The sequence below is a fragment of the Vreelandella halophytica genome, assembly GCF_968193635.1.
In genome coordinates, this window is record NZ_OZ309107.1 from 2,948,541 (window position 1) to 2,970,725 (window position 22,185).

A 22,185-nucleotide genomic window follows, 5' to 3' on the forward strand; every position below is an offset into this window, starting at 1 on the left:
GGCTTTCGCCATGTCACGCTTTAACTGGGATGACCCGCTGCTGCTCGAGCAGCAACTTACCGACGAAGAACGCCAGATCCGCGACGCCGCGCGGGACTACTGCCAGCAAAATCTTCAGCCGCGCGTGCTCAGCGCGTTTCGTGAGGAGCGTTTCGATCGCGAGATCATGTCCGAGATGGGCGAGCTGGGACTTCTAGGCGCCACCGTTGCCGAGGAGTACGGCGGCGCGGGCGTCAATAACGTGGCCTACGGGTTGATCGCCCGCGAGGTAGAGCGGGTCGACTCCGGCTACCGTTCGGCGATGAGCGTGCAGTCGTCGCTGGTGATGTACCCCATCGAAGCCTACGGCTCTGAGGAGCAAAAGCAGAAGTACCTGCCCAAACTCGCCAGCGGCGAAATGGTCGGCTGCTTTGGCCTGACCGAGCCGGACCACGGTTCCGACCCGGGTTCGATGATCACCCGTGCCGAGCAGGTCGACGGCGGCTACCGGCTGACCGGCGCCAAGATGTGGATCACCAACAGCCCGATCGCCGATATCGCCGTGGTCTGGGCAAAATCCGCCGCTCACGACGACCAGATCAAGGGCTTCATCGTCGAGCGCGGGTTCGAGGGCTTCTCCACCCCGAAAATCGAAGGCAAGGTGTCGCTGCGCGCCTCGATCACCGGCGAGATCGTGCTCGATGGCACCTTCGTTCCCGAAGAGAACCTGCTGCCTAACGTCAGTGGGCTGAAAGGCCCGTTCGGCTGTTTGAACAAGGCGCGCTACGGCATTGCCTGGGGCGTGATGGGCACCGCGGAGTTCTGCTGGCACGCCGCGCGCCAATACACCCTGGATCGCAAGCAGTTCAACCGCCCGCTTGCCGCCAACCAGCTGATCCAGAAAAAGCTCGCCGATATGCAAACCGAGATCGCCCTCGGCCTTCAGGCCGCGCTGCAGGTGGGCCGTTTGATGGATACCGGCAACTGGACACCGGAGATGGTCTCGCTGATCAAACGCAACAACTGCGGCAAGGCGCTGGATATCGCGCGGGTCTCCCGGGACATGCACGGCGGCAACGGCGTCTCCGATGAATACGGCGTCATTCGCCACATGGTGAACCTGGAGTCGGTGAACACCTACGAAGGCACCCACGATGTCCATGCCTTGATTTTGGGCCGCGCCCAGACCGGCCTACAGGCGTTTTTCTAAGCCCACGCCAGGTTCTTACACGGCGCCCAAGGAGCCATTATGAGCGATACGCCAACGCCGCTTAAGGGCATCAAGGTGCTCGACCTTTCCCGCGTGCTGGCCGGCCCCTGGTGCGGGCAGACCCTGGCCGACATGGGCGCCGATGTCATCAAGATCGAGCGCCCGGGTAGCGGCGACGACACCCGTCACTGGGGCCCGCCCTGGCTTGGCGAAAGTTTCGAGTCCGCCTATTACCTGTGCGCCAACCGCGGCAAGCGTTCGGTCACGGTGGATATGGCAAAACCCGAAGGCCAGGCGCTGATCAAGACCCTGGCCGGCGACGCCGACGTGGTGCTCGAGAACTTCAAGGTCGGGGGGCTCAAGCGCTACGGGCTCGACTTCGAGAGCCTAAAAACGATCAACCCGGGGCTCGTTTACTGCTCGATCACCGGGTTCGGTCAGCAGAGCCCCTACGCCCACCGGGCCGGCTACGACTTCATGATCCAGGCCATGGGCGGCTTGATGAGCCTGACCGGCCAACCCGACGAAGTGCCCGGCGGCGGCCCGGTGAAAGTGGGCGTGGCGATCACCGATATTTTCACCGGCCTTTACGCCACCAACGCCATCCTCGCCGCGCTTTATGCACGCCGCGAAAGCGGCGAAGGCTGCCATATCGACCTTTCGCTGATGGATGTTCAGGTGGGGGTTTTGGCCAATCAGGCCACCAACTACCTGACCTCCCACCAGGTGCCCAAGCGGCTGGGTAACGCCCACCCCAATATCGTGCCCTACCAGGCGTTTGCCACCCAGGATGGGCATATCATCGTCGCGGTGGGTAACGACGCCCAGTTCAAGCGCTTTTGCGCAGCGATCGGCCAGCCTGCGCTTTGTAAAGATGCCCGTTTCGCCACCAACGGCGCCCGGGTCGCCCACCGCGAGGCGCTCGTGCCGCTTTTAGAGGCGGCGATTGCCCTCAGGCCCATCGACCATTGGCTTGCGACGCTGGAAAACGCCGGCGTGCCCTGCGGGCCGATCAATACCCTGGACCGGGTGTTCGAGGATGCCCACGTCAAGGCGCGGGGGCTCAAGCAGACCCTGCCCCACCCCACGGCGGGCAGCGTCGACCTGGTGGCCAACCCGGTTCGTATCGACGGCCACGCGGTATCTGCCCAAACCGCCCCTCCGCTTTTAGGCCAGCATACCGACAGCGTGCTGGAGGAAATCGGTATCACCGCCGCCCAGCGCGAAGCGCTCTATAAGGCGGGCATCATTTAGCGCAGCCTTGAGCGCCCGCAACGGGCGCTTAAGCCAACTTCGCCCTTTCCCGAAAGCTTCTTCAACATAAATTAAAAGGGCGTGTGGACCTTAACGCCCGTCATGTACGCAACCCCCCTCTGCTACTAGACTGCTACGAGTCATATTGACGTCACACGTCACAAAACGCGCCAAGACGCGTTGAATACTCAAAAACACCAAGGGCTTAACAGAGGATTTTTCATGAGTAACTGCGCTCGGGTAGAGGGTCGGTGTAATCGCTGCGATGGCGAGCTCCCCTTCGATTTCACTATGGCGTTTCAACCTATCGTGGATCTATCGAAAGCGCAGGTCACCACCTATGAAGCGCTCGTGCGCGGTGTGAACGGCGAGTCCGCCTGGAGCATCATTTCCAAAGTCACCGACGACTTGCTCTACCGCTTCGACCAGGCCTGCCGGGTCAAGGCCATCGAGATGGCAAGCGCGCTGAATATGCAGACCAACCTGTCGATCAACTTTCTACCCAACGCGGTGTACGAACCCCACGCCTGCATACAGGCGACCCTGGAAGTTTCCCGGCGCGTTGGCTGGCCAGCCAGCCGCCTGGTGTTCGAAATTACCGAAACCGAGCGCGTCGAGGACCGCCAACACCTGGCCAATATCATCGATGCGTATCGCAACATGGGGTTCCAGACCGCCCTGGACGATTTCGGCAACGGCTACGCCAATCTGGATCTACTCACCGATTTGAACCCCGACAAGCTTAAGATCGATCGTGAAATCGTCATGAACTGCGATAGCGACCCGCGCCGCCAGGCCCTGCTCAAAGCGGTCGTTTCGCTGGCCCAGGAACTCGACATCGCGGTGATTGCCGAAGGCATCGAAACCCACAGCGAAGCGCTGTGGCTAGCCCGTGCTGGCATTATGCGCCAGCAAGGCTACTTTTACGCCAAGCCCGCTATCAACTCATTGGGTGAGGACCTTACGCCGCGGCTCGTGGCACTGCGAGACGAAGCGCTCGCGCGTTCAAATCCCGGAGTGGTGAATGCCTGATATTTCGGCCGAGCAATTACAAGAAATGGTAAAACGCTCCAAACGCAATGCGTGGAGTGTACTGACTAGCGCGCCCATAGGAATCTGCGTCACCGATGACCAGGGCTGCTTCGAGCTCGTCAATCCAGCTTACTGCAACTTTTACGGTTACACCGAGAAAGAGCTCATCGGTCAGCCCTTCACCGTCATGGTAGCGCCGGAGTATCGCGAAAAGGCCAGCGCCCTGCACGATGAGTTCCTGCAAGGTACGGAACTGACCGAGATGCGTCAGGAGTGGCAGGTTTTTTGTAAAAACGGCGACTTGCGCACCATCATTGCCGAAGCCGCACGGGTAGAAGGCGATGATGGCACCCCGCGCAAAGTAACCTTCGTAATCGACATCACCGAGCGCAAACAGCTGGAGGAACGGCTTCGAGAGGCGAACGACCGCCTGGACCACCTGGCCAGCCACGATGGCCTTACCGGGCTTTTGAATCGCCGCGCTGGAATTTGCCATCTTAGCGAAGAACTCAAACGCTGCCGGCGCTATGGGGGCGATCTCAGCGTCATGATGTTCGACCTGGATCGCTTCAAAACCATCAACGACACCTATGGCCACGCGACTGGGGATACGGTACTGACCGAGCTTTCCGCCGCGATCGATAATATGCTTCGCGACACCGACGTTCAGGTGCGCTTAGGGGGCGAAGAGTTTTTGGTCATCATGCCCGAAACCAGCAGTAGCGAAGCCCAAACCGCCGCCGAACGCCTTCGCGCGCACATAGAAGAACAGACCTTCACCGAGCATGCACTGACGATCACGCTCTCCGGCGGGGTCGCCAGCACCCCGGCCTCCTGCGCCGAGCAGTTGATCGAGCGCGGCGACCAAGGCATGTACCGCGCCAAGGAGCAAGGGCGTAACCAGATCGTGGTGGCTCAGCCAGAGACATCCGAAGAATTTTAATAGCGGCGTAGGCGTACTATGCTAATGCCCTACCCGTGATTCATGCCCAACGCTAAAGGAACCCGCCATGACCAATGCCGAGCTTAACGCGCTAAAGCAAAAATACGTGGCCGCCGGCGCGGCAAGCCCCGCCACCGCCTTCGCCGCCCGTGCCGAAAACGCCGAGATTTGGGATGCCGACGGCCACCGCTTCATCGATTTTGCCGGCGGCATTGGCGTACTCAACATTGGCCACCGCCACCCGAAGGTCGTCGCGGCGGTCAAGGAACAGCTCGACAAGGTGATGCACACCTGCCAGACCGTCATGCCCTATGAAGGCTACGTGAAGGTGGCCGAAAAGCTCAGCCAGGTCGTGCCGGTACGCGGCCATGCCAAGGTGATGCTGGCCAACTCCGGTGCCGAGGCGCTGGAAAATGCCGTGAAGATCGCCCGCGCGGCTACCGGCCGCCCCAACGTGGTCTGCTTCGACGGCGGCTATCACGGGCGTACCTTCTACACCATGGCGATGAACGGTAAGGTCGCACCCTACCAGACCGACTTCGGCCCGATGCCGGGGACCGTTTTCCGTGCACCTTATCCGGTGCCCTACCACGGCATCAGCGAAGACGAGGCGATTCGTGGCTTGATGATGGCGCTGAAAACCGACGCCGGCCCGACCAACACCGCCGCCATCGTACTCGAACCCGTGCTCGGCGAAGGCGGCTTCTACGCCGCCCCGGCCTCCTTTCTCAAACGCGTTCGCGACATCTGCGATGAGCTCGGTATCCTGATGATCGTCGACGAAGTGCAGTCGGGTTTCGGGCGTACCGGCAAGCTCTTTGCCATCGAGCACAGCGACGTCGAGCCCGACATCATGACCATGGCGAAAAGCATGGCCGATGGCATGCCGATTTCGGCCATCGTCGGTACCGATAAAATCATGGACGCCTCTGGCCCCAACTCGCTGGGCGGCACCTACACCGGCAGCCCCACCACCTGCGCCGCGGCCCTGGCGGTACTCGAGGTGTTCGAGGAAGAGAACATTCTCGAGCAGAGCCTGGCGCTGGGTAACAAGCTGGTCAAACGTTTCCACGAGTGGCAGAACAAGTTCGACTGCATCGATAACGTGCGCAATCTGGGCGCCATGGCCGCGTTCGAGCTGGTCACCGAGAAAGAAGGTAAAAAGGCACCGAACCCGGACCTGGCCGGAGCGCTTTGCAAAAAAGCCCGCGAAAAAGGCCTGATCCTGCTCTCCTGCGGTATGTACGGCAACACCATCCGCTTTTTGATGCCGATCACCATCGAAGACGATGTGCTCAACGAAGGCCTGGACATCATCGAGTCCTGCCTGGATTCGCTGACCTGATCCCCGAGCCAAACGCCGCCTGAACGCAAAAACGCCGCCCTATCGGGCGGCGTTTTTTTAATCCTCTAATCCTTGGGCCGGCGATCCCCTTCGAGAAAATTCGCCGTGAATACCGCTTTGCCGTGGGTTTCGAAGGACCATTTCATGACATCGTTAAGGGCGGCCATGACCGCGTCGAATTCGCCGAACACCTGGGTGCTCATGCGGTTGGGGTGAACCTCGAGCCCGCTTTGCTCCAGGCGCTGGACGACCTCCTTGACCACCGGTTTGAAGTCGTCGGTCAGCGGGTAGTAGCTTAGCTGTACGGAAAGATACATGGTCGCTCTCCTGGTCATTATAAATAGGGCTTAAGGCCCTCAATGGGCCTGGATACGCTGCCAGGCATCGAGGATCGCCGTGCGGGTCTCCTCCGGGTGTTCCATCGGGAACATATGCCCGCCCGGCACGCGGTTGACCGACATCCCCTTACGCTGCAGGCGGCAAATGCGCTTGGGTGTCATCAGGTCAGAGCCCGCGCCGGCGACGATTTCCACTGGCACCTGAACCCGGGCCAGCCGGAACGAAAGGTGATCCGGCAGGTTGCGAAAGATGGCGACCTCGACGCCGGGTTCGAACACCAGCTCGGCCTGGCCATCCTCGAGTAGCCGGGTGCCTGTTTCAACATAGTCGCTAAGCGCCTGCGGGGTAAAGGTGCGAAAAAGCCCACGCCGTTTGAGCGAAGTGGTCATCGCCTCGCGGCTGGGCCACACGCTTCGCCGGTTGCGCGTTTTGCCGGCTGGGGTGATCCGGTCGACGAAGCCAAAGCGCTTGGCCGCTTTCAACGCCCAGGCATCGATGCCCATCATCAAGGGCGGGTCGAGCATGACCACACCGTAAAAGCGCTTGGGCTCGCGCAGTGCGGCCATGGCCATCAGCGTGCCGCCCAGCGAGTGGCCCACGCCCAGCACCTTCGTGTGCGTAGGCAGGTAATGTAAAAGCTCATCGACCAGGTTGGCCCAGTTGCGATTCACCGGGAAGCGCGGGTGATGCCCGACCCGGTCGATAGGCTGAAGATCGAAGTGCTCGGCCAGAGGCGCCAGCAGGCTTTTGTAACTGTCGCCGGTAAAGCCGTTGGCGTGGGCGAAGACCAGGGGAGGACGTGAAGGTGTCATAAGGGCTCTGTCATAAGGGCTTTTTAATAAAGGCTCTGGCAGTATAAGAAATAGTACGGTCCGGCGGTCCGGGGCGCAGCAGCCATTAGGCCGCTATCGGTCATACAGCTGTTTTAATCAAAGCCAGAACCGGCGTCAAGGCCAAGCCCCTGGGCCCTTAAAACAGCGAAAGCTGGGTGTCCGGGGCGCCGTCGGCCAGCCGGTAGCCTACTCCCAGCAGGCGTACCGGGCGCGCCCCACGCGCCCAGCCAACGTTCAAAAGCGATTCGAACTGCGCCATGTTCGGCGCGGGGTCGGCGTGCTCGACCGTGGTTTGGGTAAAGTCGTTGAACTTCACCTTGACCATCAGCCCCTTCACCGCCGGGGGCGGGTCCAGTCGTGCGTAGCGCCGCTCCAAATCGCTCAAAAGCTCGGGAAGCTCGCCCCGGCACGCCTCGAGCGTGGGCAAATCCTGGGAGTAGGTTTGTTCGGTGCTGATCGACTTACGCTCGCGGTGGGTCTTGACCGGGCGCTCGTCATGGCCGCGGCTTAGATCAAACAAACGTTTACCAAAGCGCCCGAAGTGCTCGATCAGCTCGGTGAGCGCTCGGGTGCGCAGGTCCGCGCAGGTGTGGATATCGAGGCTGGCCATTTTTTCCGCCGTGCGCGGGCCAACGCCGTGAATCTTTTTGACCGGCAGCGCCTCGACGAAGCGCTCGACGTCGTCGGGCGGAATCACGCACAGGCCATCGGGCTTGTTCCAGTCGCTGGCGATCTTGGCTAAAAACTTGTTGGGGGCAACGCCGGCGGAGACGGTAATGCCCACCTCCCGGCGCACTTTCTCGCGAATGGCCTGGGCCATCAGCGTGGCGCTGCCTTTGAACTGGGTCACCTGGGAGACGTCCAGAAACGCTTCGTCCAGTGACAGCGGTTCGATCAGCTCGGTCATCTCGCGGTAGATGGCAAACACTTGGCGGGCCACGTCCTTGTACTTGGCCATGTCGCCACGAATGATGGTGAGGTGCGGGCAGCGTTTGAGCGCCTGGCCCATGGGCATGGCGGAGTGGATGCCGTACTCCCGCGCGGGGTAGTTGCACGTGGCGACCACGCCGCGCTGCTCCACGGAACCGCCAATGGCGATAGGAATATCCGCAAGCGCCGGGTTATCGCGCATTTCGACCGCTGCGTAGAAGCAGTCGCAGTCACAGTGAATAATCTTGCGCACGGGCCCCTGCTTACCTCCGTGTCGAAAAGCAGGGCCACGTGAAAAGCCACCGCCTTAACTGTAAAAAATCACAGTGTAGCATAGCCCCGACGCGCTCACGCCATGCCATGGCGTGTAGCGGCTAGGTACCGCAGAAGGTGCGCAGTACCTGTTCGCTGCTGGTAGCCGGGGCGGCCAAGCGGCGCGCGCTCGTCGATTCATCGAACGGGTTGGTTATCGCCGCCAGCAGCGTATGAAACGGCGCGAAATCCCCCTGAAGCGCGGCGTCGATGACCTCTTTCACGCGGTGGTTGCGGGGGATGACCACCGGGTTGGCGCGGCGCATGGTGTGCTGACGCGTGGCGTGCTCGGCCAGCTCGCTGCCCCGCCAGGTCTCGAGCCATCCATCCAGTGCATTCGGCGTTTGGGAGAGCGCCAGCAGCGCCTCGCGGCTGGCATCGTCGAAGTCGATGGCGTAATGGGTCAGCGCATCGAAGGTGGCGGTCATGTCCATGCGCCCTTGCTGCATCAGCGTTTCGAGCTCGTCCATCAGGGTGTCGGCAAGCTCCGGCGCGTCCTCTTCGAGCCCCAGCTTGGCAATACGCAACTGCCGCCGGGCATGATCGAAGTGCGTGTCGAAACCGCGAATCACCTCTACCGCGCGCTCGACGCCCTCTTCGCCCTGCACGTTCATCAAGGGCAGCAAGGTTTCGGCAAAGCGGGCCAGGTTCCACTGGGCCGCCGCGGGCTGGTTATTAAACGCGTAGCGCCCGCCTTCGTCGATCGAGCTGTACACCTTACCCGGGTCGAACTGTTCCATGAAGGCGCAGGGGCCGTAGTCGATGGTTTCGCCACTGATACTGGTGTTGTCGGTATTCATCACGCCGTGAATAAACCCGACGCTCATCCAGCGGGCGACGAGCTTGGCCTGGCGGCGGGTCACGCACTCGAGTAGCGCCAGGTAAGGGTCGTCTTCGGTCATGACCTCGGGGTAATGGCGCTGGATGACGTAGTCCGCCAGCGCTTTTAAAGTGGTCTGATCCTGACGCGCGGCAAACTGGAAGGTGCCCACGCGAACGTGGCTCGAGGCGACCCGGGTGAACACCGCGCCGGGCTCGGGCATTTGACGCACCACGCGCTCGCCTGCGGCCACCGCCGCCAGCGCTCGGGTGGTGGGCACGCCGATAGCGGCCATGAACTCGCTGACCAGGTATTCGCGCAGCACCGGCCCGAGCGGCGAGCGACCGTCGCCGCCACGGGAGAACGGCGTTCGCCCGCTGCCCTTGAGCTGGACATCCCAGCGCTTGCCCTCACTATCCACTACCTCGCCCAACAGCAGCGCGCGGCCATCGCCCAGCTGGGGCACGAAGTTGCCGAACTGATGCCCGGCGTAGCCAAGCGCGACGGGGCGCGCCCCTTCCGGCGTTATGTTACCGCTGAACCACTGCGCAAGCGTTGCTTGATCCGGCACGGCGCGCGCGCCGAGCGTCTTTGCGAGCGCCTCGTTGAAGGCGATCAGAGAGGGGGCAGCAACGCCCGCGGGCTCGCAGGCACGCCATAGCGGCTCGGGAAGCGTTTGGTACTCGTGATCGAAGTTCAGCACTAAGGCCTCCACTTTCAATAGTCAGGCTGGGGTAATACCCTAGCATCTTGCTCAAGTTTATGGCGACATCATGCGCTCTTCCAGCCCTCTTTCACCATCGATTCATACCCCGCTGCCCCGGCGCTTTTACGACCGGGATACCCTGCTGGTCGCTCGTGAGCTTTTGGGCTGCCAACTGGTGCGCCGGGTGGGCGATGAGCTGGTCGCCGCCACCATCGTGGAAACCGAAGCGTACAGGGGTGCTGCGGACTCCGCCTGCCACGCGCACCGGCGCAAAACGCCGCGCACCGAGGCGATGTTCGGCCCGCCCGGCCACGCCTACGTGTACCTGGTGTACGGCATGCACTGGCTTTTGAATATCGTTACCCAGCCCGAAGGCAACCCCTGTGCGGTGCTGGTGCGCGCGGTCGAACCTGCGGTCAACGAAGAGGCCATGCGCTACTACCGCCCTATTCAGGGCAAGGCGCTCTGCAACGGTCCTGGCAAGCTCACCCGGGCACTGCAAATCGACAAATCGCTTTACGGTGAAGACATGACCCAACCGGAAACGCTTTGGGTCACCCAGGGCAAGGCCGTTGAGCGTATTTCGAGCGGGCCGCGTGTGGGGATCGACTACGCCGCCCCGGCGGATCGCGACGCACCCTGGCGGCTTTGGGTGGTGGATAACCCCTGGGTCTCTAAAGCGCGTTAGTGCCCGTTTGCTCCAGGCAGGTCAACGCGTGAGCCAATACCGGGGTGAGCGGCGCGCGCCACTGATGGGTAAGCAGGTGATCGGCCCGGGTCACGCCCAGCGAAAGTGACGCCACCGGCAGGCCCCGGGCGTGGGCCTCGCGGCAGAAGCGGTAGCCGGAGAACACCATCAACGAGGTGCCCACGGCCAGCACCGCACTAGAGCGGGCCAGCGCCGCCTCGGCTTCGAGCCGGCGCGCCATGGGCACCACGTCGCCGTAATAGACCACGTCAGGCTTCAATATGCCGCTACAGCGTGGGCAGTCGTACACCTTGAAGCTCGAGAAATCGGCTTCCAGATCCGCGTCGCCGTCCGGGGCGTGGGCGGCGTCCATTGCCGCAAAGCGGGGGTTCATGCGCGCCATTTCCGCGTGCATGGCGTAGCGCATGATGCTGTAACCGCAGCGCATGCAGCTCACCGTATCCGCCCGGCCATGCAGGTCGACCACGCGTTTTGAGCCCGCCCGCTGATGAAGCCGGTCGACGTTTTGCGTCACCAGCATTTCCACCATGCCCTTGGCTTCGAGCGCGGCCAGCACCCGGTGCGAACCGCCCACCTGGGCGCTGCCCAGCGCCTTGAAGCCGATCAGCGCCCGCGCCCAGTAACGCTTGCGCACACTGGCACTTCCCATGAAGTCACCGTGCTGCACCGGCGGCGAGCGTTTCCACTGGCCGTTGGCATCGCGGTAATCGGGAATGCCGCTGTCGGTGCTGACCCCGGCACCGGTAATGATGAAAAGCCGCGGGTGGCGAAGTATGAACGCCGCCAACTCTTCGCCCGCCTGCTCAACATCCGTCAGGTTTTTTATCTGCGTCAATACTTCACCCCAGGAAAGCGGTTAACATCTCAACGATACTGTAAGACAGTGGCGGTGCATACAACGTGCCCGCCCCGGCCTAACGAGGAGCCCTTTCATGCAGCGAGATCACGATATCATCATCATTGGCGGCGGCATGGTGGGCGCGGCACTGGCCGCGCGGCTGGGGCAAGCCGGCCGCCGCGTGGCGCTGATCGAACACAGCACGCCCCCCAAGGCCCCCGAGGGCGACTATGACCTGCGTATCTCGTCGCTGAACAAACGCTCGCTCGACTTCATCGAGGCAAGCCACACTAACCTTCCGCTAGAGCGCACCTCGTCGTTTCGCCATATCGAAGTGTGGAACCAGGAAGGCGCCGGGCACAGCCTGTTTTCGGCCGAGGACAGCGATATGGAGCGCTTTGGCCTGTTCATCGAGAACATCGCGCTTCAGCACGCCCTGTGGCAGCGCCTGGAAAGCATGGCCTGCGTGACGCTTTATACCGAAACCACGCTGGTGGCGACCTACGCAAGCGGAAGCACCCGCATGGTGGAGCTGGATAACGGCCAGACCCTGAGCGCCGAACTGGTGGTCGGTGCCGACGGCGCGAACTCCAAACTGCGCGAGCTAGCCGGTATCGAGATCGCCACCCACGACTACCACCAGCGCGCGATGATCATCAACGTGGAGACGGTACTTCCGCAGCAAGATGTGAGCTGGCAGTGCTTCACGCCCAACGGGCCGCTTGCCATGCTGCCGCTGCCCGGCCACCGCGCCTCCCTTGTGTGGTACGACCAGGAAGGCGCCACCCAGGCCCGCGAGGCCATGGACGACGCCGCCCTTAAAACCGCCATTGAAGCGGCGTACCCCAAGCGGCTGGGGGGTATTACCCGCGTGGTCGCCCGCGCAAGCTTCCCCATCAAACGCCAGCACGCCAGAAGCTACACCGCCAAACGCCTGGCGCTAATGGGCGACGCCGCCCACGTGGTACACCCGCTGGCGGGTCAGGGGCTGAACATTGGCCTGCACGACGCCGACGCCCTGGCCGAGCTGATTCTGGGCCACACCGATGCCGGTGACAGCGCCGCGCTCAAACGCTACGAGTGGCAGCGCCGCCTGGCCAACCAGGCGATGATTGCCGCCACGGACAGCTTCCATCATCTATTCACCGGCGCCAAGCCGCTGCGCCAGCTGGGCGATTTTAGCCTGCAGCTGGCCGAGCGCCTGCCCTTTGCCAAGCGCATGATGATGATGCAGGCCAATGGGTTGAATCCGTTCAAACGGCGATAACGGACGCCAGCGATAGCCACGGGTTTTAGCTTGACTCGCTGGCGCTTGATTGAGCGCCAGCGCTGTTTAGGTCACCTCGAAATCGAACGGGTGAACATCGTCAAGACTGACCGTGCTGCGATAGCACGCCTTCCTTATCCAAACTGAACTCGGCAAAATCCCGCGCCAGATAAAGCGTGCCGAAGTAATTACGCTCGGCCTCCTCGCGGATCTCCTCGATCGAAGACGAGGACTGAGTATGCGACTGGTAGCGCGGGCTAAAGTGCGTTAGCACCAAATTAGGCAGCGCCGCCGCCTCGGCCAACGCAGCCACCTGTTGTGCATAGCTGTGCCCTACCTCACTCGCTTTTTCGGCCATCGCGGCAGTATAAGTGGCTTCGTGCACTAGCACTTGGGCATCCGCGCACGCTTCTGTGAGAAGCTCGGGGCTGTCGTTGTCACCGGCAATTACTATCTTGCCGGGCGGGTTTTTGAACACCCGATAGTCCGCGCTTTTCAGCGTCTCGCCGCCCCACTCGATATCCACGCCCTGCTGAATTTGGCCCCAGAGCGGGCCGCGCGGAATGCCCCGCGCGGTCAATGCTTCGACGTTCAAATCCTGCTTGGGCTTTTCGGTAAAGCTGTAGGCGTAGGAAGCCACGCCGTGAGAAAGACGCGAGGTGGCGACCGCCATGTTCTCGAACTCGACGTCTGGCAGCGCGTCGGCGTCCATGAACGTCACGGCAAAAGGCAGCGAGAGCGACGTGGTCTCGAACGTTGCCTTCATCCACGCCTGGATGCCGGCGGGCGCCACCACGATGAGTGGCGCCTGGCGGCCGTTCATCGCCGCGCTCGCCAAAAGCCCCGGCAGCCCGTAGCAGTGGTCGCCGTGCACGTGGGTGATCAATATAGCGCGCAGCGCATTCAGCGAAAGGCGGGTGTAAAGGATCTGCTGCTGGGTGCCCTCGCCGCAGTCGATCAGATACCAGCCCTTGCCCTTACGCTCGCAAAGCGCAACGGCGGAGACGTTGCGCTGTTTGGTGGGGACGCCGGCAGAGGTGCCAAGAAAAAGCAGGTTCATGGTGATCCCGTGTGATGGTTAGCGTTCTCGAACATTGCCAGTGTTTCCTGAGCCTCGGGTATGCCGGAAGCGGCCGCTTTCTCGAGCCATTCGGCCCCCGCCGCATAATCTTCGTAGCCCGCCCAGCCATCGATCAAGGCCAACCCCCAATTATACTGGGCGGCCGGATGTCCTTTATTGGCTGCTTTCTCGAAGTACTGGCCGGCCTTTACATCGTTCACTGGAACGAACTGCCCCGCCATGTGCATACAACCAAGGTTGAACTCTGCATACATCAACCACTTGCCGTTCAAGGCCGCCGCTTTCTCGAAACATTGGTAGGCTCTTTCATGGTCCTCCTTCACCCCTATGCCATCCAGGCACCTGGACCCTAGATCGATAAGGCCTCTTTCACCTTCTAGCGTTTCCAGCACTTCAAGGTGGCGAACCGCTCTTGCTTCGTCATGATTCTCAAAGCCCGCCGCCAGGAACTGATGATGAGAGATTCTGATCTTTCTTAACCATTTGGCAGGCATCAATCCTGCGGCGATACCCGTATCAGTGGCGACGTGAATGCGCCGCCAACAGGGAATGTTTTTCAGCAAACCAGGGAAACGCCGGTACCGCGACCACGCCAATTTTTCGTCAGTAATGGGCGCCCCACAACGCTTGCAAACCAGTCGTGTTCTATAGAACCTTTTGGTCTGGTCAAAGAAGGTAAATAAAAGCGCCGCCCCCAGAACATATAAAAGAGTACTGGATACGTGCAGCATTAACGTACCGAATCCACCGACCAAAAGCGCCCACCGCAGCAATATAATGACGATGTTTTTAAACGTCCACGGCAGTACCCAGGCAGCACTTCCTCGGCAGCCCAAGCAACACATAATGTCCTTCACTTTTCGTTTTCCCAAGCGCCACCTTTTACCGGCTAATTGTGAGATCGAACGGCTCTTATTAAAGCACCACGGCGGTTAAGCCAGCAGGTCTCCGCGCTCCCATAGCGAGATCACGACGTTCATTTGCTGGTTATGCTTTTTTTGGGTGCCTTTTATCACTTGCTTCCAAAGCGCCCCGGCATCTTGCGCGAGTGCTGGCCTCTCCCGGAGCAGGTAAACCGCCTCGATCGCATGATCTTTATTCACGCTGGAACGCAGCAGGTTTTCCCCGGCAACGCCCTTGACCATACCGTTCTCTATAAGTCCCAAAAACGCCGAGCGCGGGCATCCCTTTTTTCTACTGGCCTTTTGCTCGGGAAATATCGTGAGTGCTGCCTTGGCCCAGGCCTCGGCGGGTGGCGCGCCGGAGCGGCATTGATCGACCGCCTTTCGTGCAATCTGTGCGTATTTGTTCATCGTCTCTTTACCTAAACTTAATAAAGCGAGCTTATCCTGGAGCCTGCCCATTCGCCATGAAATGACCCGAGTCAATCTATCGGTTTTGAATCGAAACGAAGTGGGTACATCACTGTCACAGACGATTACACTGATCATGCAACTCACTCTACGTACAGGACTATTCACCATGGAAGCGACCAACGAGAAAGTCTTCATCAGCCCGGCCCGCTACGTTCAGGGTGAAGGTGTAACGGCCCGCGCCGGCCATTATGTCTCGGCACTGGGCAAAAAAGCCCTACTCATCGCCGACGACGTGGTCTGGAAAATTGCCGGTAAGCAATTAAGCGAGAGCCTGGAAAACGAAGGCGTGAGTTTCGAGCGCGTCGTGTTCGAGGGCGAGGCCTCCACGCGCGAGATCGAGCGGATCAGTGAGCTGGGCCGCCAGCAACAAGCGCAGGTCGTTATCGGCTTCGGCGGCGGTAAGACGATCGACACCGCCAAGGGCGTGGCCGACGAGCTCAAAGCCGCCTGTGCCGTACTGCCGACCACGGCGTCTACCGATGCGCCGACCAGTGCGCTCTCGGTCATCTACAACGATGAAGGCGAGTTCGAGTCCTATCGCTTTTTCGACAAGAACCCCAACCTGGTGCTGGTGGACACCGGCATCATCTGCAAGGCGCCGCCGCGCTTTTTAGCCTCCGGCATTGCCGATGCGCTGGCCACTTGGGTCGAGGCGCGCGCCGCCATTCGTGCCAACGCCAACAACATGGCCGGCGGCAAGTCCACGCTTCTGGGCGCGACCATTGGCGAGAAGTGCGAAGAGATCCTCTTCGAGCACGCCATGCTCGCCTACCAGGCAAACCAGGCGCAGATCGTCACGCCCTCGTTCGAGGCCGTGGTGGAAGCCAACACCCTGCTCAGCGGTCTCGGTTTCGAAAGCGGCGGCCTGGCAGGCGCCCACGCCATTCACAACGGCTTTACCGCCCTGCACGGCGAGATCCACGACCTGACCCACGGTGAAAAAGTCGCCTACGGCACCATGGCGCAGTTGATTCTCGACCAGACCCCGCAGGCAGAACTGGAAGAGTACCTGGACCTGTACCTAGCGCTGGGCCTTCCGGTTACGCTGAAGGCGCTCAAGCTCGACGAAGCCAGTGACGACGATTTATTCCGCGTCGCCGAGGCCGCGCTGAAAGAAGGCGAGTCGAGCCACAACCTGGCGTACGAACTCACGCCGCAGCAGGTGGTTAGCGCCATCAAGGCGGTGGATGTGCATGCGCGCGCGTTTATGGAGAAGGTGGGCCTGAGCGAGTAAGGCTTAAAAGCGGGGCGCTTCGGCGCTCCGCGTTTTACCCTCTTCTCAACCGCGCGCTGCTCTTTTGATCATGGCCACCGCGCCGGACTCCGCTCTGCCGTTGAACTCGAAACCCAACGACTGATACAGATGGAGAGCAGGCTTGTTCGACTCAAACACCTTGAGCGTAAACGCACTGACCTGTTGCTTTGATGCGGCCTCTTCCATCAGCGCCACGCAAAGCGCTCTACCCACGCCCTGCCCCCTCAAAGCCGGATCGACCACCAGCCGCGCCAAGTGGATAACGCCGCCTTCACGTTGCAGTATTTGGCCAAACGCTACCCGTTGACCTGTAGCATCCAGATAAACATAAGCGTTTTGCTCGGAGGCCTCCATATCAGCCCAGGCGCTGGCGGGCGTTGCCGGGTAACGCACTGCTGGCCCTGCCCACATAAGGAATGCTTGCTCCGTGGTGGGCCATTTTAAAACCTTTGCGAGGTCTGCTTGCTCTGCTGCTCGTAATGTCATGTGGGTTATCTTTTGACTATCCGTCATCCCTTATCCGCAAGACGCGCCATATGGTAGGCGTTCACATACTCGCCGCCCCTAAAGGCAAACGCGACCGACTCGCCTTCAATCTCAAAGCCGATGTTCGGCACATTTGAAGCTACCGGGTGCTAGCGGCAAGCCTTACGCCCAATGCAACGAACAAAGCCCCGAGCCCTCGATCCAGCCAAAGCCCCACCTGCCGGTTTTGCTTTAAAAAAGACCCCAGCCGCGCCCCGGCCAATACCAACGGTGTCTCAATGAATGCTGCAACCACGATGATAAGCGTGCCGTGGAGAAACAACTGCGCACCAGTAGACCCAGCGCCGGGCACCACGAACTGAGGCAAGAAGGCGAGAAAGAAAATGGCGACCTTGGGATTCAGTGCAGAAACCAGCACGCCTTGCCAATAGACAGAGCGACTACCTGGTTTGTTGGAATGTTCACCGGAGACAAAAGAATCACCACGCGACAGCAGCATCTTGATACCGAGCCATATCAGATAAGCAGCGCCCAGCCATTTGACGATGGAAAACGCCAGCGCGGACGTGGCTAGTATGGCCGAAAGCCCGGCGGCTGCCATGACCGCATGCACCCCGGCCCCGGTCCAGATACCCAACATGGCCGCCAGCCCCTGCCGCCGGCCGTTGCGCAGCGTCTGCCCCAGAATGAACGCGATATCCGGCCCTGGCGACAGATTCAAAAGTACCGCTGCCGATAAGAAGGTCATCCAGTGGAGGACGGTGTACTCGAACATGACGGGGCTCCCAATGGCCTTTTTATCGTTAGCACAGCGGCGATGCGGTGGGCTTTGCAATTAATAACTAATGTACCGCCTTACACATTGAAATTCACGATCTGGCACTCGGTAAAAAGTCTTTTCCGATAATATCGCCCAGCTGATTCTTGACCACACCATTGACGACGACCTCTACCGCGTGGCCGAAACCGTGCTAAAAGAAGGCGAATCGAGCCACAACCTGGCCTATGAGCTCACGCCGCAGCAGGTCGTAAGCGCCATCAAGGCGGTAGATGTGCACGCACGGGCGTTCATGGAGAAGGTGGGGCTGAGCGAGTAATAGTAAATGGCGAAGCGCTTTGGCGCTTCGCCATTTATGTTCAGTATGATCTTTTTTCTACATCAAGCTGGGGAAGGCGCTAAAGCCATCGCATCGTACGCCCACACCGCGACGCATCACGCCGCTTCGAAATCCAGAGGACGGATGTTATCCAGATTGACCGTGCCACGAGCTACCCAGAGATCATACATATCCTGCATCGCTAGCCAGCTTTCAGGCGTACGCCCAAGCACCTTGGACAAACGCAACGACATTTCCGGACTGATACCGCTATTGCCCTTTAGCAGCCGAGACAGCGTAGAAGGTGAAACGCCCAAGCTGGAAGCCAACTGACGAGAGCTGATACCGAAAGGCTCCAGATATACCTCGCGAATGAATTCACCAGAATGCGGCGGATTATGCATCGTCATTAGTGATAATCCTCATTATGGATTGGAGTTGGCGTTTTCCTCGGCCACCTGACGCAGCGCATCGACCAGCACATCCGCGGGCTGGGCGCCTGAAATCAGGTAGCGGCCGTCGAGGATGAAGCCCGGGACGGCGCTCACTCCGGCCTCCATGAATTTCTGCTGTGCCGCTCGCACCTCGTCCGCGTACTGATCAGAGCGGGCGATGGCTTCGGCGGCGTCGCCATCAAGCCCCACCTCGATCGCCTTCTCGCGTAGCACCTCCGGGTCTGCCGGATTTTTCGCCTCACCAAAGTAGGTATCGAACAGGGCCAGTTGCAGGGGCGTTTCCAGGTTCTGCGTGGCCGCCCAGGCAAGTACACGGTGCGCATCGAAGGTATTATTCGCCCGGCGCTCCACGGCGCCACGGAAATTCAAGCCGAGCTCTTCGGCCACTGCCATGATCTCACGCTGGGACTGCTCCATGGTGGCCGCATCCTTGCCGTACTTGCGGCACAGGTGCTCCAGAATGGGCTCGCCTTCGGGCGGCATGTCGCGGTTGAGTTCAAAGGGCTGCCAGTGAAGTTCGACTTCGATCTCGCCCTTCAAGGTTTCCAGCGCTTGTTCCAAACGGCGGTAGCCGATGGCGCACCACGGGCAGGCGACGTCGGACACCAGGTCAATTCTCACTTTTTGCATAATGTATATCCCTTTGACATATCCCATAATTCGATCAAACTATAGGAATCATGCTACGTGCATATAGCAAGTAACGACAGTACTGAAAAGGAGGCGGCCGTGGAAAAAGCAGCGGTGTTTAAAAGTAATCGTAGCCAAGCGGTGCGCATGCCTAAATCGCTCGCGCTACCGGAGGGCGTTACACGTGTTGATGTGATTGCAGTGGGTCGCGCGCGCTTGATTACGCCCACAGGTGAAGCGTGGGACAGCTGGTTCGACGGCCCAAGCGTCACCGCAGATTTTATGGGTGAACGCGAGCAGCCCGTTGAACAGGAACGCGAGGCGTTTTGATGCTTAAGTACATGCTCGATACGAATATCTGCATTTTTACCATCAAACATAAACCGGCTCATGTTCGCGAGACCTTTAATCAGCATAGCGAGCAGATTTGCATCAGTACCGTGACACTAATGGAATTGGTGTACGGTGCGGAGAAATCCGCTTCTCCCGAGAAAAATTTAAGTGTGATAGAAGGATTCGCCGCCCGGCTGGAAGTACTCGACTACGACCCTGGCGCCGCCTACCACAGTGGAGAACTACGAAGCGAGCTGGCCAAAGCGGGCACCCCCATCGGCCCCTATGATCAGATGATTGCCGGGCATGCTCGCTCAAGAGGACTGATTCTGGTCACCAATAACGTGCGTGAGTTTAATCGCGTGCCTGGACTTCGAGTAGAAGATTGGCTTTGAGGCGATAGCTACTTGGCTCGAACCCTGCACTTCCATCTGCGCTAATGCCAACAACATGGCAGGCGTCGAAGCGACGCTACTCGGTGCGATCATCGGTTAGAAGGACAAGACAGTGGACGCCCGCACCTTCATGGCGAAGGCAGGCCTGAGCGAATAAGGCATTGATCAGGAGGTTATGGAAAGGATAAAGGTGTTACTCGAGCGCGGGTTCCGGTAACACCGGCGGCGTACTGTCCATATAGGTCAGGAAGTCTTGCCAGATGTCGTGCGTTCGCTGTTTCGTTAAACGGGTAAGGCAGGTAATGCCCATGACGCCGCGAATGCTCCCCTCGCGCCACTGCGTATAGACAGCGCCGCAATGGGCAGCGGCATACGCCTGCCACTGCTTTTGAGCCACCTGAATCGCTTCGACTAGCTCAGGGTCAGCTTCGTTATATTCAACGCTCGTCTCCAGATAGTGGGTAAGTACATCCTCGGCGGCCTCTAAATCGATAGCCGCGCACCGATTGGTCTCGAGCGTGTTCATTATGTTATTGCAATCAAGCGCCTCGTCGTCCGCCACGGCGGGCAGCGACAGCGAAGCGAGTACTATCAATAGCCACTTTTTCATTTTTTCCCCAAACGCACATAAGGTGCTGGCCAGGCGGGCACAACCGCCATGATCTCACATTCGATGCCAAGGAGATCATCTAAACGTTGAACGCCCCTGCCCGCGCAGATATGGCCTTCACGGGCGGCCAGCCCAAAGCCCAGCAACCATCAGCTCAGCAACCTGTGCTGATTATAGCCCGCGGCCAATTTTATTGGGCCCTTCCGGGCATGGCGTACTTTCCCCTGGCGTAAGAGCGACATCGTATTGGGGCTGAAAGTCATCACCACGACTCCACAGGGTCGTGTGTGTTTCAAAACCGGCTTTGACCACGCACCAATTCCAAAAAAACACGCTTGCGCCGTGAATCATCAGCGATTCAGTGCGCCACTCCTTCATTTCTGGAAAGCTTGCCTCGCCGTTATGATTGGTTTGATCACTCGTTCTCATCTGTTCAAGGCCATATGGGTAGGAACTCGATATTAAAGCCACCCAAGCATTTTGAATGGGCTTTTCTTCCACATCGGTGACGAGGATTTCAGCCTCCGGCTGAAGCGTTTTGTTGACGGGATAAACAACACAGCCTGATAGCAACAGCGTTATCGTTAGTATGAGTATTTTCATGTTTGGTTCGCTATAATGCCGCACTTAGCGGCTCGTCCGCTGCAATGCCTTGTTAGGCTTTATTCCAGGGCTTTAAGAATGCCAATTTCGCACCAAAACCAATAAACACTACCCCTGTGACTGACTTTAACCACCTGGTAAACCCAACGCTACTTGCAAGGCCTTTCAACTGAGACAGTAATAAAATCATGGCAGAAAACCAAACTAAATTGACAGTCGCATGTGCAGAAACCAGAAAGTATGCTTGAGAGGCACGGCGGTCTCAATGAGCAAGTGCAACACCTAATCTATCAGGTAGGGTATTGCCATGATTCCCTGTTATCGCCATCTTTCTGCTGAAGACCGAGCCGCCATCATGCTGATGCGGGTTAACCACTCGATCCGCGCTATCGCCCGTCAGTTGGGACGTGCGCCCAGCACCATTTCACGAGAACTTGCACGCCACCGAATTAGACCTGGCAGCGCGTATGACGCCAGCCTCGCTGGATACCGAGCCCGATTGAACCGCTGTCGGCCTCGCGGCTGCCCGAAGCTGGCCCTCGATGGTGAGCTGTTCGAATTGGTGGCCTACCTGCTGCGCAAGTACTGGTCACCAGAGCAAATAGCCCGCACACTGAAGCGCATGTTTCCTTATAACACTGATCGCCACGTCTCGCACGAAGCCATCTATAACGCGCTATACCTCATGCCACGCGGCTCGCTCAAGAAAAAACTGATTGTCTGTTTGCGCCAGGGTAACGGTAGACGACGACCTCGCAGCCGTGGCAAGGATAGGCGACAACAGATTCCCGACCTGGTCAGCATCCATCTGCGGCCTCCTGAAATCGAAGATCGCCTAATGCCTGGCCATTGGGAGGGTGACCTCATCATCGGTGCCGACAACCGCTCTGCTGTCGGTACGTTGGTAGAACGAACCACTCGGCTGGTCATCCTGGCGAAAGTGAATGGCACCACAGCTACAGCAGCGGCCGCCGGCTTCAGCGACAAGCTCAATGAGGTGCCGCGCTCCCTGCGCCTGTCCATGACTTACGATCAGGGCCGAGAAATGGTGAAACATGCCGAGATCACCCAGAAGACAGGTACTGCAATCTATTTTGCCGACCCGCACAGCCCATGGCAGCGGGGCTCCAATGAGAACACCAATGGACTGTTGCGGCAGTACCTGCCGAAGGGCACGGACCTGTCGGTCTACAGCCAGGAAGAACTCGACGCGATCGCCGACTCACTGAATACACGGCCGCGCAAGACACTGAACTGGCGCACGCCGCTGGAAGTCTATGCAGAGGTGCTCAAGAAATCCGTCGCCGATCCGGGCACTATTCAATAGTGTTGCACTTGCAACTTGAG

27 protein-coding genes are annotated in these 22,185 nt (G+C 59.7%); 12 read left to right on the top strand and 15 right to left on the bottom strand.

Going from position 1 to position 22,185, the window contains the following annotated elements; genetic code table 11:
• Positions 1-10: 10 nt before the first annotated feature.
• From ACWHXT_RS13560 to gabT, 5 genes are all read left to right on the top strand, one after another.
• Positions 11-1,189: an acyl-CoA dehydrogenase gene (locus ACWHXT_RS13560; protein ID WP_447926785.1), complete on the top strand. Its 1,179-nt coding sequence runs from the start codon at positions 11-13 to the stop codon at positions 1,187-1,189.
• 39 nt (positions 1,190-1,228) lie between these two features.
• On the top strand, positions 1,229-2,443 hold the full coding sequence (locus ACWHXT_RS13565; RefSeq protein WP_447956223.1) for a CaiB/BaiF CoA transferase family protein: 1,215 nt from the start codon (positions 1,229-1,231) through the stop codon (positions 2,441-2,443).
• 222 nt (positions 2,444-2,665) lie between these two features.
• Complete coding sequence (locus ACWHXT_RS13570; RefSeq protein WP_447926787.1) at positions 2,666-3,475, top strand: EAL domain-containing protein; 810 nt, start codon at positions 2,666-2,668, stop codon at positions 3,473-3,475.
• Positions 3,468-4,418 (top strand): sensor domain-containing diguanylate cyclase, encoded by a 951-nt coding sequence (locus ACWHXT_RS13575; protein WP_447956224.1) that lies wholly within the window; start codon positions 3,468-3,470, stop codon positions 4,416-4,418. Before ACWHXT_RS13570 ends, ACWHXT_RS13575 begins: the two co-directional genes overlap by 8 nt.
• A gap of 67 nt (positions 4,419-4,485) precedes the next feature.
• Entirely contained in the window at positions 4,486-5,763 is a 1,278-nt protein-coding gene (gene gabT / locus ACWHXT_RS13580; protein WP_447956225.1) for a 4-aminobutyrate--2-oxoglutarate transaminase, read from the top strand.
• Positions 5,764-5,828: 65 nt separating this feature from the next.
• Here gabT and ACWHXT_RS13585 read toward each other — a convergent pair whose 3' ends face one another.
• The 4 genes from ACWHXT_RS13585 to ACWHXT_RS13600 all read right to left on the bottom strand — a co-directional run bounded on the left by ACWHXT_RS13585 (position 5,829) and on the right by ACWHXT_RS13600 (position 9,700).
• Positions 5,829-6,080: a YkoF family thiamine/hydroxymethylpyrimidine-binding protein gene (locus tag ACWHXT_RS13585; RefSeq protein ID WP_447956226.1), complete on the bottom strand. Its 252-nt coding sequence runs from the start codon at positions 6,078-6,080 to the stop codon at positions 5,829-5,831.
• A 39-nt stretch (positions 6,081-6,119) separates the two neighbouring features.
• Entirely contained in the window at positions 6,120-6,914 is a 795-nt protein-coding gene (locus tag ACWHXT_RS13590) for an alpha/beta fold hydrolase (RefSeq protein ID WP_447956227.1), read from the bottom strand.
• Between the two features lie 157 nt (positions 6,915-7,071).
• A complete protein-coding gene (gene dinB, locus ACWHXT_RS13595; protein WP_447894083.1) occupies positions 7,072-8,118 on the bottom strand; it encodes a DNA polymerase IV in 1,047 nt (348 codons plus the stop codon).
• A gap of 121 nt (positions 8,119-8,239) precedes the next feature.
• The gene (locus tag ACWHXT_RS13600; RefSeq protein ID WP_447956228.1) at positions 8,240-9,700 is read right to left on the bottom strand and encodes a protein adenylyltransferase SelO; all 1,461 of its coding nucleotides are present in this window, start codon (positions 9,698-9,700) and stop codon (positions 8,240-8,242) included.
• A gap of 70 nt (positions 9,701-9,770) precedes the next feature.
• Between ACWHXT_RS13600 and ACWHXT_RS13605 the strand changes: the two genes are divergently transcribed.
• Positions 9,771-10,391 carry a DNA-3-methyladenine glycosylase gene (locus tag ACWHXT_RS13605; protein WP_447956229.1) on the top strand — a complete coding sequence of 207 codons (621 nt, stop codon included), beginning with the start codon at positions 9,771-9,773 and terminating at the stop codon, positions 10,389-10,391.
• Here the strand turns inward: ACWHXT_RS13605 and ACWHXT_RS13610 are convergent.
• Complete coding sequence (locus tag ACWHXT_RS13610; RefSeq protein WP_447956230.1) at positions 10,378-11,247, bottom strand: NAD-dependent protein deacetylase; 870 nt, start codon at positions 11,245-11,247, stop codon at positions 10,378-10,380. The two genes, ACWHXT_RS13605 and ACWHXT_RS13610, sit on opposite strands and share 14 nt — an antisense overlap.
• A gap of 97 nt (positions 11,248-11,344) precedes the next feature.
• Between ACWHXT_RS13610 and ACWHXT_RS13615 the strand changes: the two genes are divergently transcribed.
• Positions 11,345-12,517 carry an FAD-dependent monooxygenase gene (locus tag ACWHXT_RS13615; RefSeq protein ID WP_447956231.1) on the top strand — a complete coding sequence of 391 codons (1,173 nt, stop codon included), beginning with the start codon at positions 11,345-11,347 and terminating at the stop codon, positions 12,515-12,517.
• Positions 12,518-12,617: 100 nt separating this feature from the next.
• On the opposite strand, the gene ACWHXT_RS13620 is transcribed toward ACWHXT_RS13615, so the two are convergent.
• The 3 genes from ACWHXT_RS13620 to ACWHXT_RS13630 form a co-directional block, all read right to left on the bottom strand.
• Complete coding sequence (locus tag ACWHXT_RS13620; RefSeq protein ID WP_447956232.1) at positions 12,618-13,577, bottom strand: ribonuclease Z; 960 nt, start codon at positions 13,575-13,577, stop codon at positions 12,618-12,620.
• Positions 13,574-14,455, bottom strand: coding sequence for a tetratricopeptide repeat protein (locus ACWHXT_RS13625; RefSeq protein ID WP_447956233.1), 882 nt, complete (start codon positions 14,453-14,455; stop codon positions 13,574-13,576). Before ACWHXT_RS13625 ends, ACWHXT_RS13620 begins: the two co-directional genes overlap by 4 nt.
• Before the next feature lie 75 nt (positions 14,456-14,530).
• Entirely contained in the window at positions 14,531-15,049 is a 519-nt protein-coding gene (locus ACWHXT_RS13630; RefSeq protein ID WP_447956234.1) for a DUF6979 family protein, read from the bottom strand.
• Positions 15,050-15,080: 31 nt separating this feature from the next.
• On the opposite strand from ACWHXT_RS13630, the gene ACWHXT_RS13635 reads away from it, so the two are divergent.
• Entirely contained in the window at positions 15,081-16,208 is a 1,128-nt protein-coding gene (locus ACWHXT_RS13635) for a glycerol dehydrogenase (protein WP_447926799.1), read from the top strand.
• A gap of 45 nt (positions 16,209-16,253) precedes the next feature.
• Here the strand turns inward: ACWHXT_RS13635 and ACWHXT_RS13640 are convergent, their stop codons facing one another.
• Together ACWHXT_RS13640 and ACWHXT_RS13645 are read right to left on the bottom strand one after the other, a co-directional pair.
• Positions 16,254-16,742, bottom strand: coding sequence for a GNAT family N-acetyltransferase (locus ACWHXT_RS13640; protein ID WP_447956235.1), 489 nt, complete (start codon positions 16,740-16,742; stop codon positions 16,254-16,256).
• A gap of 112 nt (positions 16,743-16,854) precedes the next feature.
• Positions 16,855-17,490: a LysE family translocator gene (locus ACWHXT_RS13645; RefSeq protein ID WP_447956236.1), complete on the bottom strand. Its 636-nt coding sequence runs from the start codon at positions 17,488-17,490 to the stop codon at positions 16,855-16,857.
• Positions 17,491-17,671: 181 nt separating this feature from the next.
• Here ACWHXT_RS13645 and ACWHXT_RS13650 point away from each other — a divergent pair, with 181 nt between their 5' ends.
• Positions 17,672-17,812 carry a hypothetical protein gene (locus tag ACWHXT_RS13650; RefSeq protein WP_447956237.1) on the top strand — a complete coding sequence of 47 codons (141 nt, stop codon included), beginning with the start codon at positions 17,672-17,674 and terminating at the stop codon, positions 17,810-17,812.
• Between the two features lie 116 nt (positions 17,813-17,928).
• On the opposite strand, the gene ACWHXT_RS13655 is transcribed toward ACWHXT_RS13650, so the two are convergent.
• Both ACWHXT_RS13655 and ACWHXT_RS13660 read right to left on the bottom strand, forming a co-directional pair.
• Positions 17,929-18,222 (bottom strand): HigA family addiction module antitoxin, encoded by a 294-nt coding sequence (locus ACWHXT_RS13655; RefSeq protein ID WP_447956238.1) that lies wholly within the window; start codon positions 18,220-18,222, stop codon positions 17,929-17,931.
• A 15-nt stretch (positions 18,223-18,237) separates the two neighbouring features.
• Complete coding sequence (locus ACWHXT_RS13660) at positions 18,238-18,897, bottom strand: DsbA family oxidoreductase (RefSeq protein WP_447956239.1); 660 nt, start codon at positions 18,895-18,897, stop codon at positions 18,238-18,240.
• Positions 18,898-18,996: 99 nt separating this feature from the next.
• On the opposite strand from ACWHXT_RS13660, the gene vapB reads away from it, so the two are divergent.
• Positions 18,997-19,227: a type II toxin-antitoxin system VapB family antitoxin gene (vapB, locus tag ACWHXT_RS13665; RefSeq protein ID WP_447956240.1), complete on the top strand. Its 231-nt coding sequence runs from the start codon at positions 18,997-18,999 to the stop codon at positions 19,225-19,227.
• Positions 19,227-19,625 (top strand): type II toxin-antitoxin system tRNA(fMet)-specific endonuclease VapC, encoded by a 399-nt coding sequence (gene vapC / locus ACWHXT_RS13670; protein WP_447529684.1) that lies wholly within the window; start codon positions 19,227-19,229, stop codon positions 19,623-19,625. Before vapB ends, vapC begins: the two co-directional genes overlap by 1 nt.
• A 193-nt stretch (positions 19,626-19,818) precedes the next feature.
• Here the strand turns inward: vapC and ACWHXT_RS13675 are convergent, their stop codons facing one another.
• From ACWHXT_RS13675 to ACWHXT_RS13685, 3 genes are all read right to left on the bottom strand, one after another.
• Positions 19,819-20,235, bottom strand: a complete 417-nt coding sequence (locus tag ACWHXT_RS13675) for a lysozyme inhibitor LprI family protein (RefSeq protein ID WP_447956241.1) — start codon at positions 20,233-20,235, stop codon at positions 19,819-19,821.
• A gap of 171 nt (positions 20,236-20,406) precedes the next feature.
• Positions 20,407-20,838 (bottom strand): hypothetical protein, encoded by a 432-nt coding sequence (locus ACWHXT_RS13680; protein ID WP_447956242.1) that lies wholly within the window; start codon positions 20,836-20,838, stop codon positions 20,407-20,409.
• Positions 20,839-20,890: 52 nt separating this feature from the next.
• On the bottom strand, positions 20,891-21,073 hold the full coding sequence (locus ACWHXT_RS13685; RefSeq protein ID WP_447958052.1) for a hypothetical protein: 183 nt from the start codon (positions 21,071-21,073) through the stop codon (positions 20,891-20,893).
• 72 nt (positions 21,074-21,145) lie between these two features.
• Between ACWHXT_RS13685 and ACWHXT_RS13690 the strand changes: the two genes are divergently transcribed.
• A complete protein-coding gene (locus ACWHXT_RS13690; protein ID WP_447956243.1) occupies positions 21,146-22,165 on the top strand; it encodes an IS30 family transposase in 1,020 nt (339 codons plus the stop codon).
• The last annotated feature ends 20 nt before the right edge of the window (positions 22,166-22,185 follow it).

Coding starts and splice junctions, on each gene's coding strand:
- ACWHXT_RS13560 (WP_447926785.1), top strand. CDS start 11: ATGTCACGCTTTAACTGGGATGACCCGCTGCTGCTCGAGCAGCAACTT.
- ACWHXT_RS13565 (WP_447956223.1), top strand. CDS start 1,229: ATGAGCGATACGCCAACGCCGCTTAAGGGCATCAAGGTGCTCGACCTT.
- ACWHXT_RS13570 (WP_447926787.1), top strand. CDS start 2,666: ATGAGTAACTGCGCTCGGGTAGAGGGTCGGTGTAATCGCTGCGATGGC.
- ACWHXT_RS13575 (WP_447956224.1), top strand. CDS start 3,468: ATGCCTGATATTTCGGCCGAGCAATTACAAGAAATGGTAAAACGCTCC.
- gabT (WP_447956225.1), top strand. CDS start 4,486: ATGACCAATGCCGAGCTTAACGCGCTAAAGCAAAAATACGTGGCCGCC.
- ACWHXT_RS13585 (WP_447956226.1), bottom strand. CDS start 6,080: ATGTATCTTTCCGTACAGCTAAGCTACTACCCGCTGACCGACGACTTC.
- ACWHXT_RS13590 (WP_447956227.1), bottom strand. CDS start 6,914: ATGACACCTTCACGTCCTCCCCTGGTCTTCGCCCACGCCAACGGCTTT.
- ACWHXT_RS13605 (WP_447956229.1), top strand. CDS start 9,771: ATGCGCTCTTCCAGCCCTCTTTCACCATCGATTCATACCCCGCTGCCC.
- ACWHXT_RS13615 (WP_447956231.1), top strand. CDS start 11,345: ATGCAGCGAGATCACGATATCATCATCATTGGCGGCGGCATGGTGGGC.
- ACWHXT_RS13620 (WP_447956232.1), bottom strand. CDS start 13,577: ATGAACCTGCTTTTTCTTGGCACCTCTGCCGGCGTCCCCACCAAACAG.
- ACWHXT_RS13630 (WP_447956234.1), bottom strand. CDS start 15,049: ATGATCAGTGTAATCGTCTGTGACAGTGATGTACCCACTTCGTTTCGA.
- ACWHXT_RS13635 (WP_447926799.1), top strand. CDS start 15,081: ATGGAAGCGACCAACGAGAAAGTCTTCATCAGCCCGGCCCGCTACGTT.
- ACWHXT_RS13640 (WP_447956235.1), bottom strand. CDS start 16,742: ATGACGGATAGTCAAAAGATAACCCACATGACATTACGAGCAGCAGAG.
- ACWHXT_RS13645 (WP_447956236.1), bottom strand. CDS start 17,490: ATGTTCGAGTACACCGTCCTCCACTGGATGACCTTCTTATCGGCAGCG.
- ACWHXT_RS13655 (WP_447956238.1), bottom strand. CDS start 18,222: ATGACGATGCATAATCCGCCGCATTCTGGTGAATTCATTCGCGAGGTA.
- ACWHXT_RS13660 (WP_447956239.1), bottom strand. CDS start 18,897: ATGCAAAAAGTGAGAATTGACCTGGTGTCCGACGTCGCCTGCCCGTGG.
- vapC (WP_447529684.1), top strand. CDS start 19,227: ATGCTTAAGTACATGCTCGATACGAATATCTGCATTTTTACCATCAAA.
- ACWHXT_RS13675 (WP_447956241.1), bottom strand. CDS start 20,235: ATGAAAAAGTGGCTATTGATAGTACTCGCTTCGCTGTCGCTGCCCGCC.
- ACWHXT_RS13680 (WP_447956242.1), bottom strand. CDS start 20,838: ATGAAAATACTCATACTAACGATAACGCTGTTGCTATCAGGCTGTGTT.
- ACWHXT_RS13690 (WP_447956243.1), top strand. CDS start 21,146: ATGATTCCCTGTTATCGCCATCTTTCTGCTGAAGACCGAGCCGCCATC.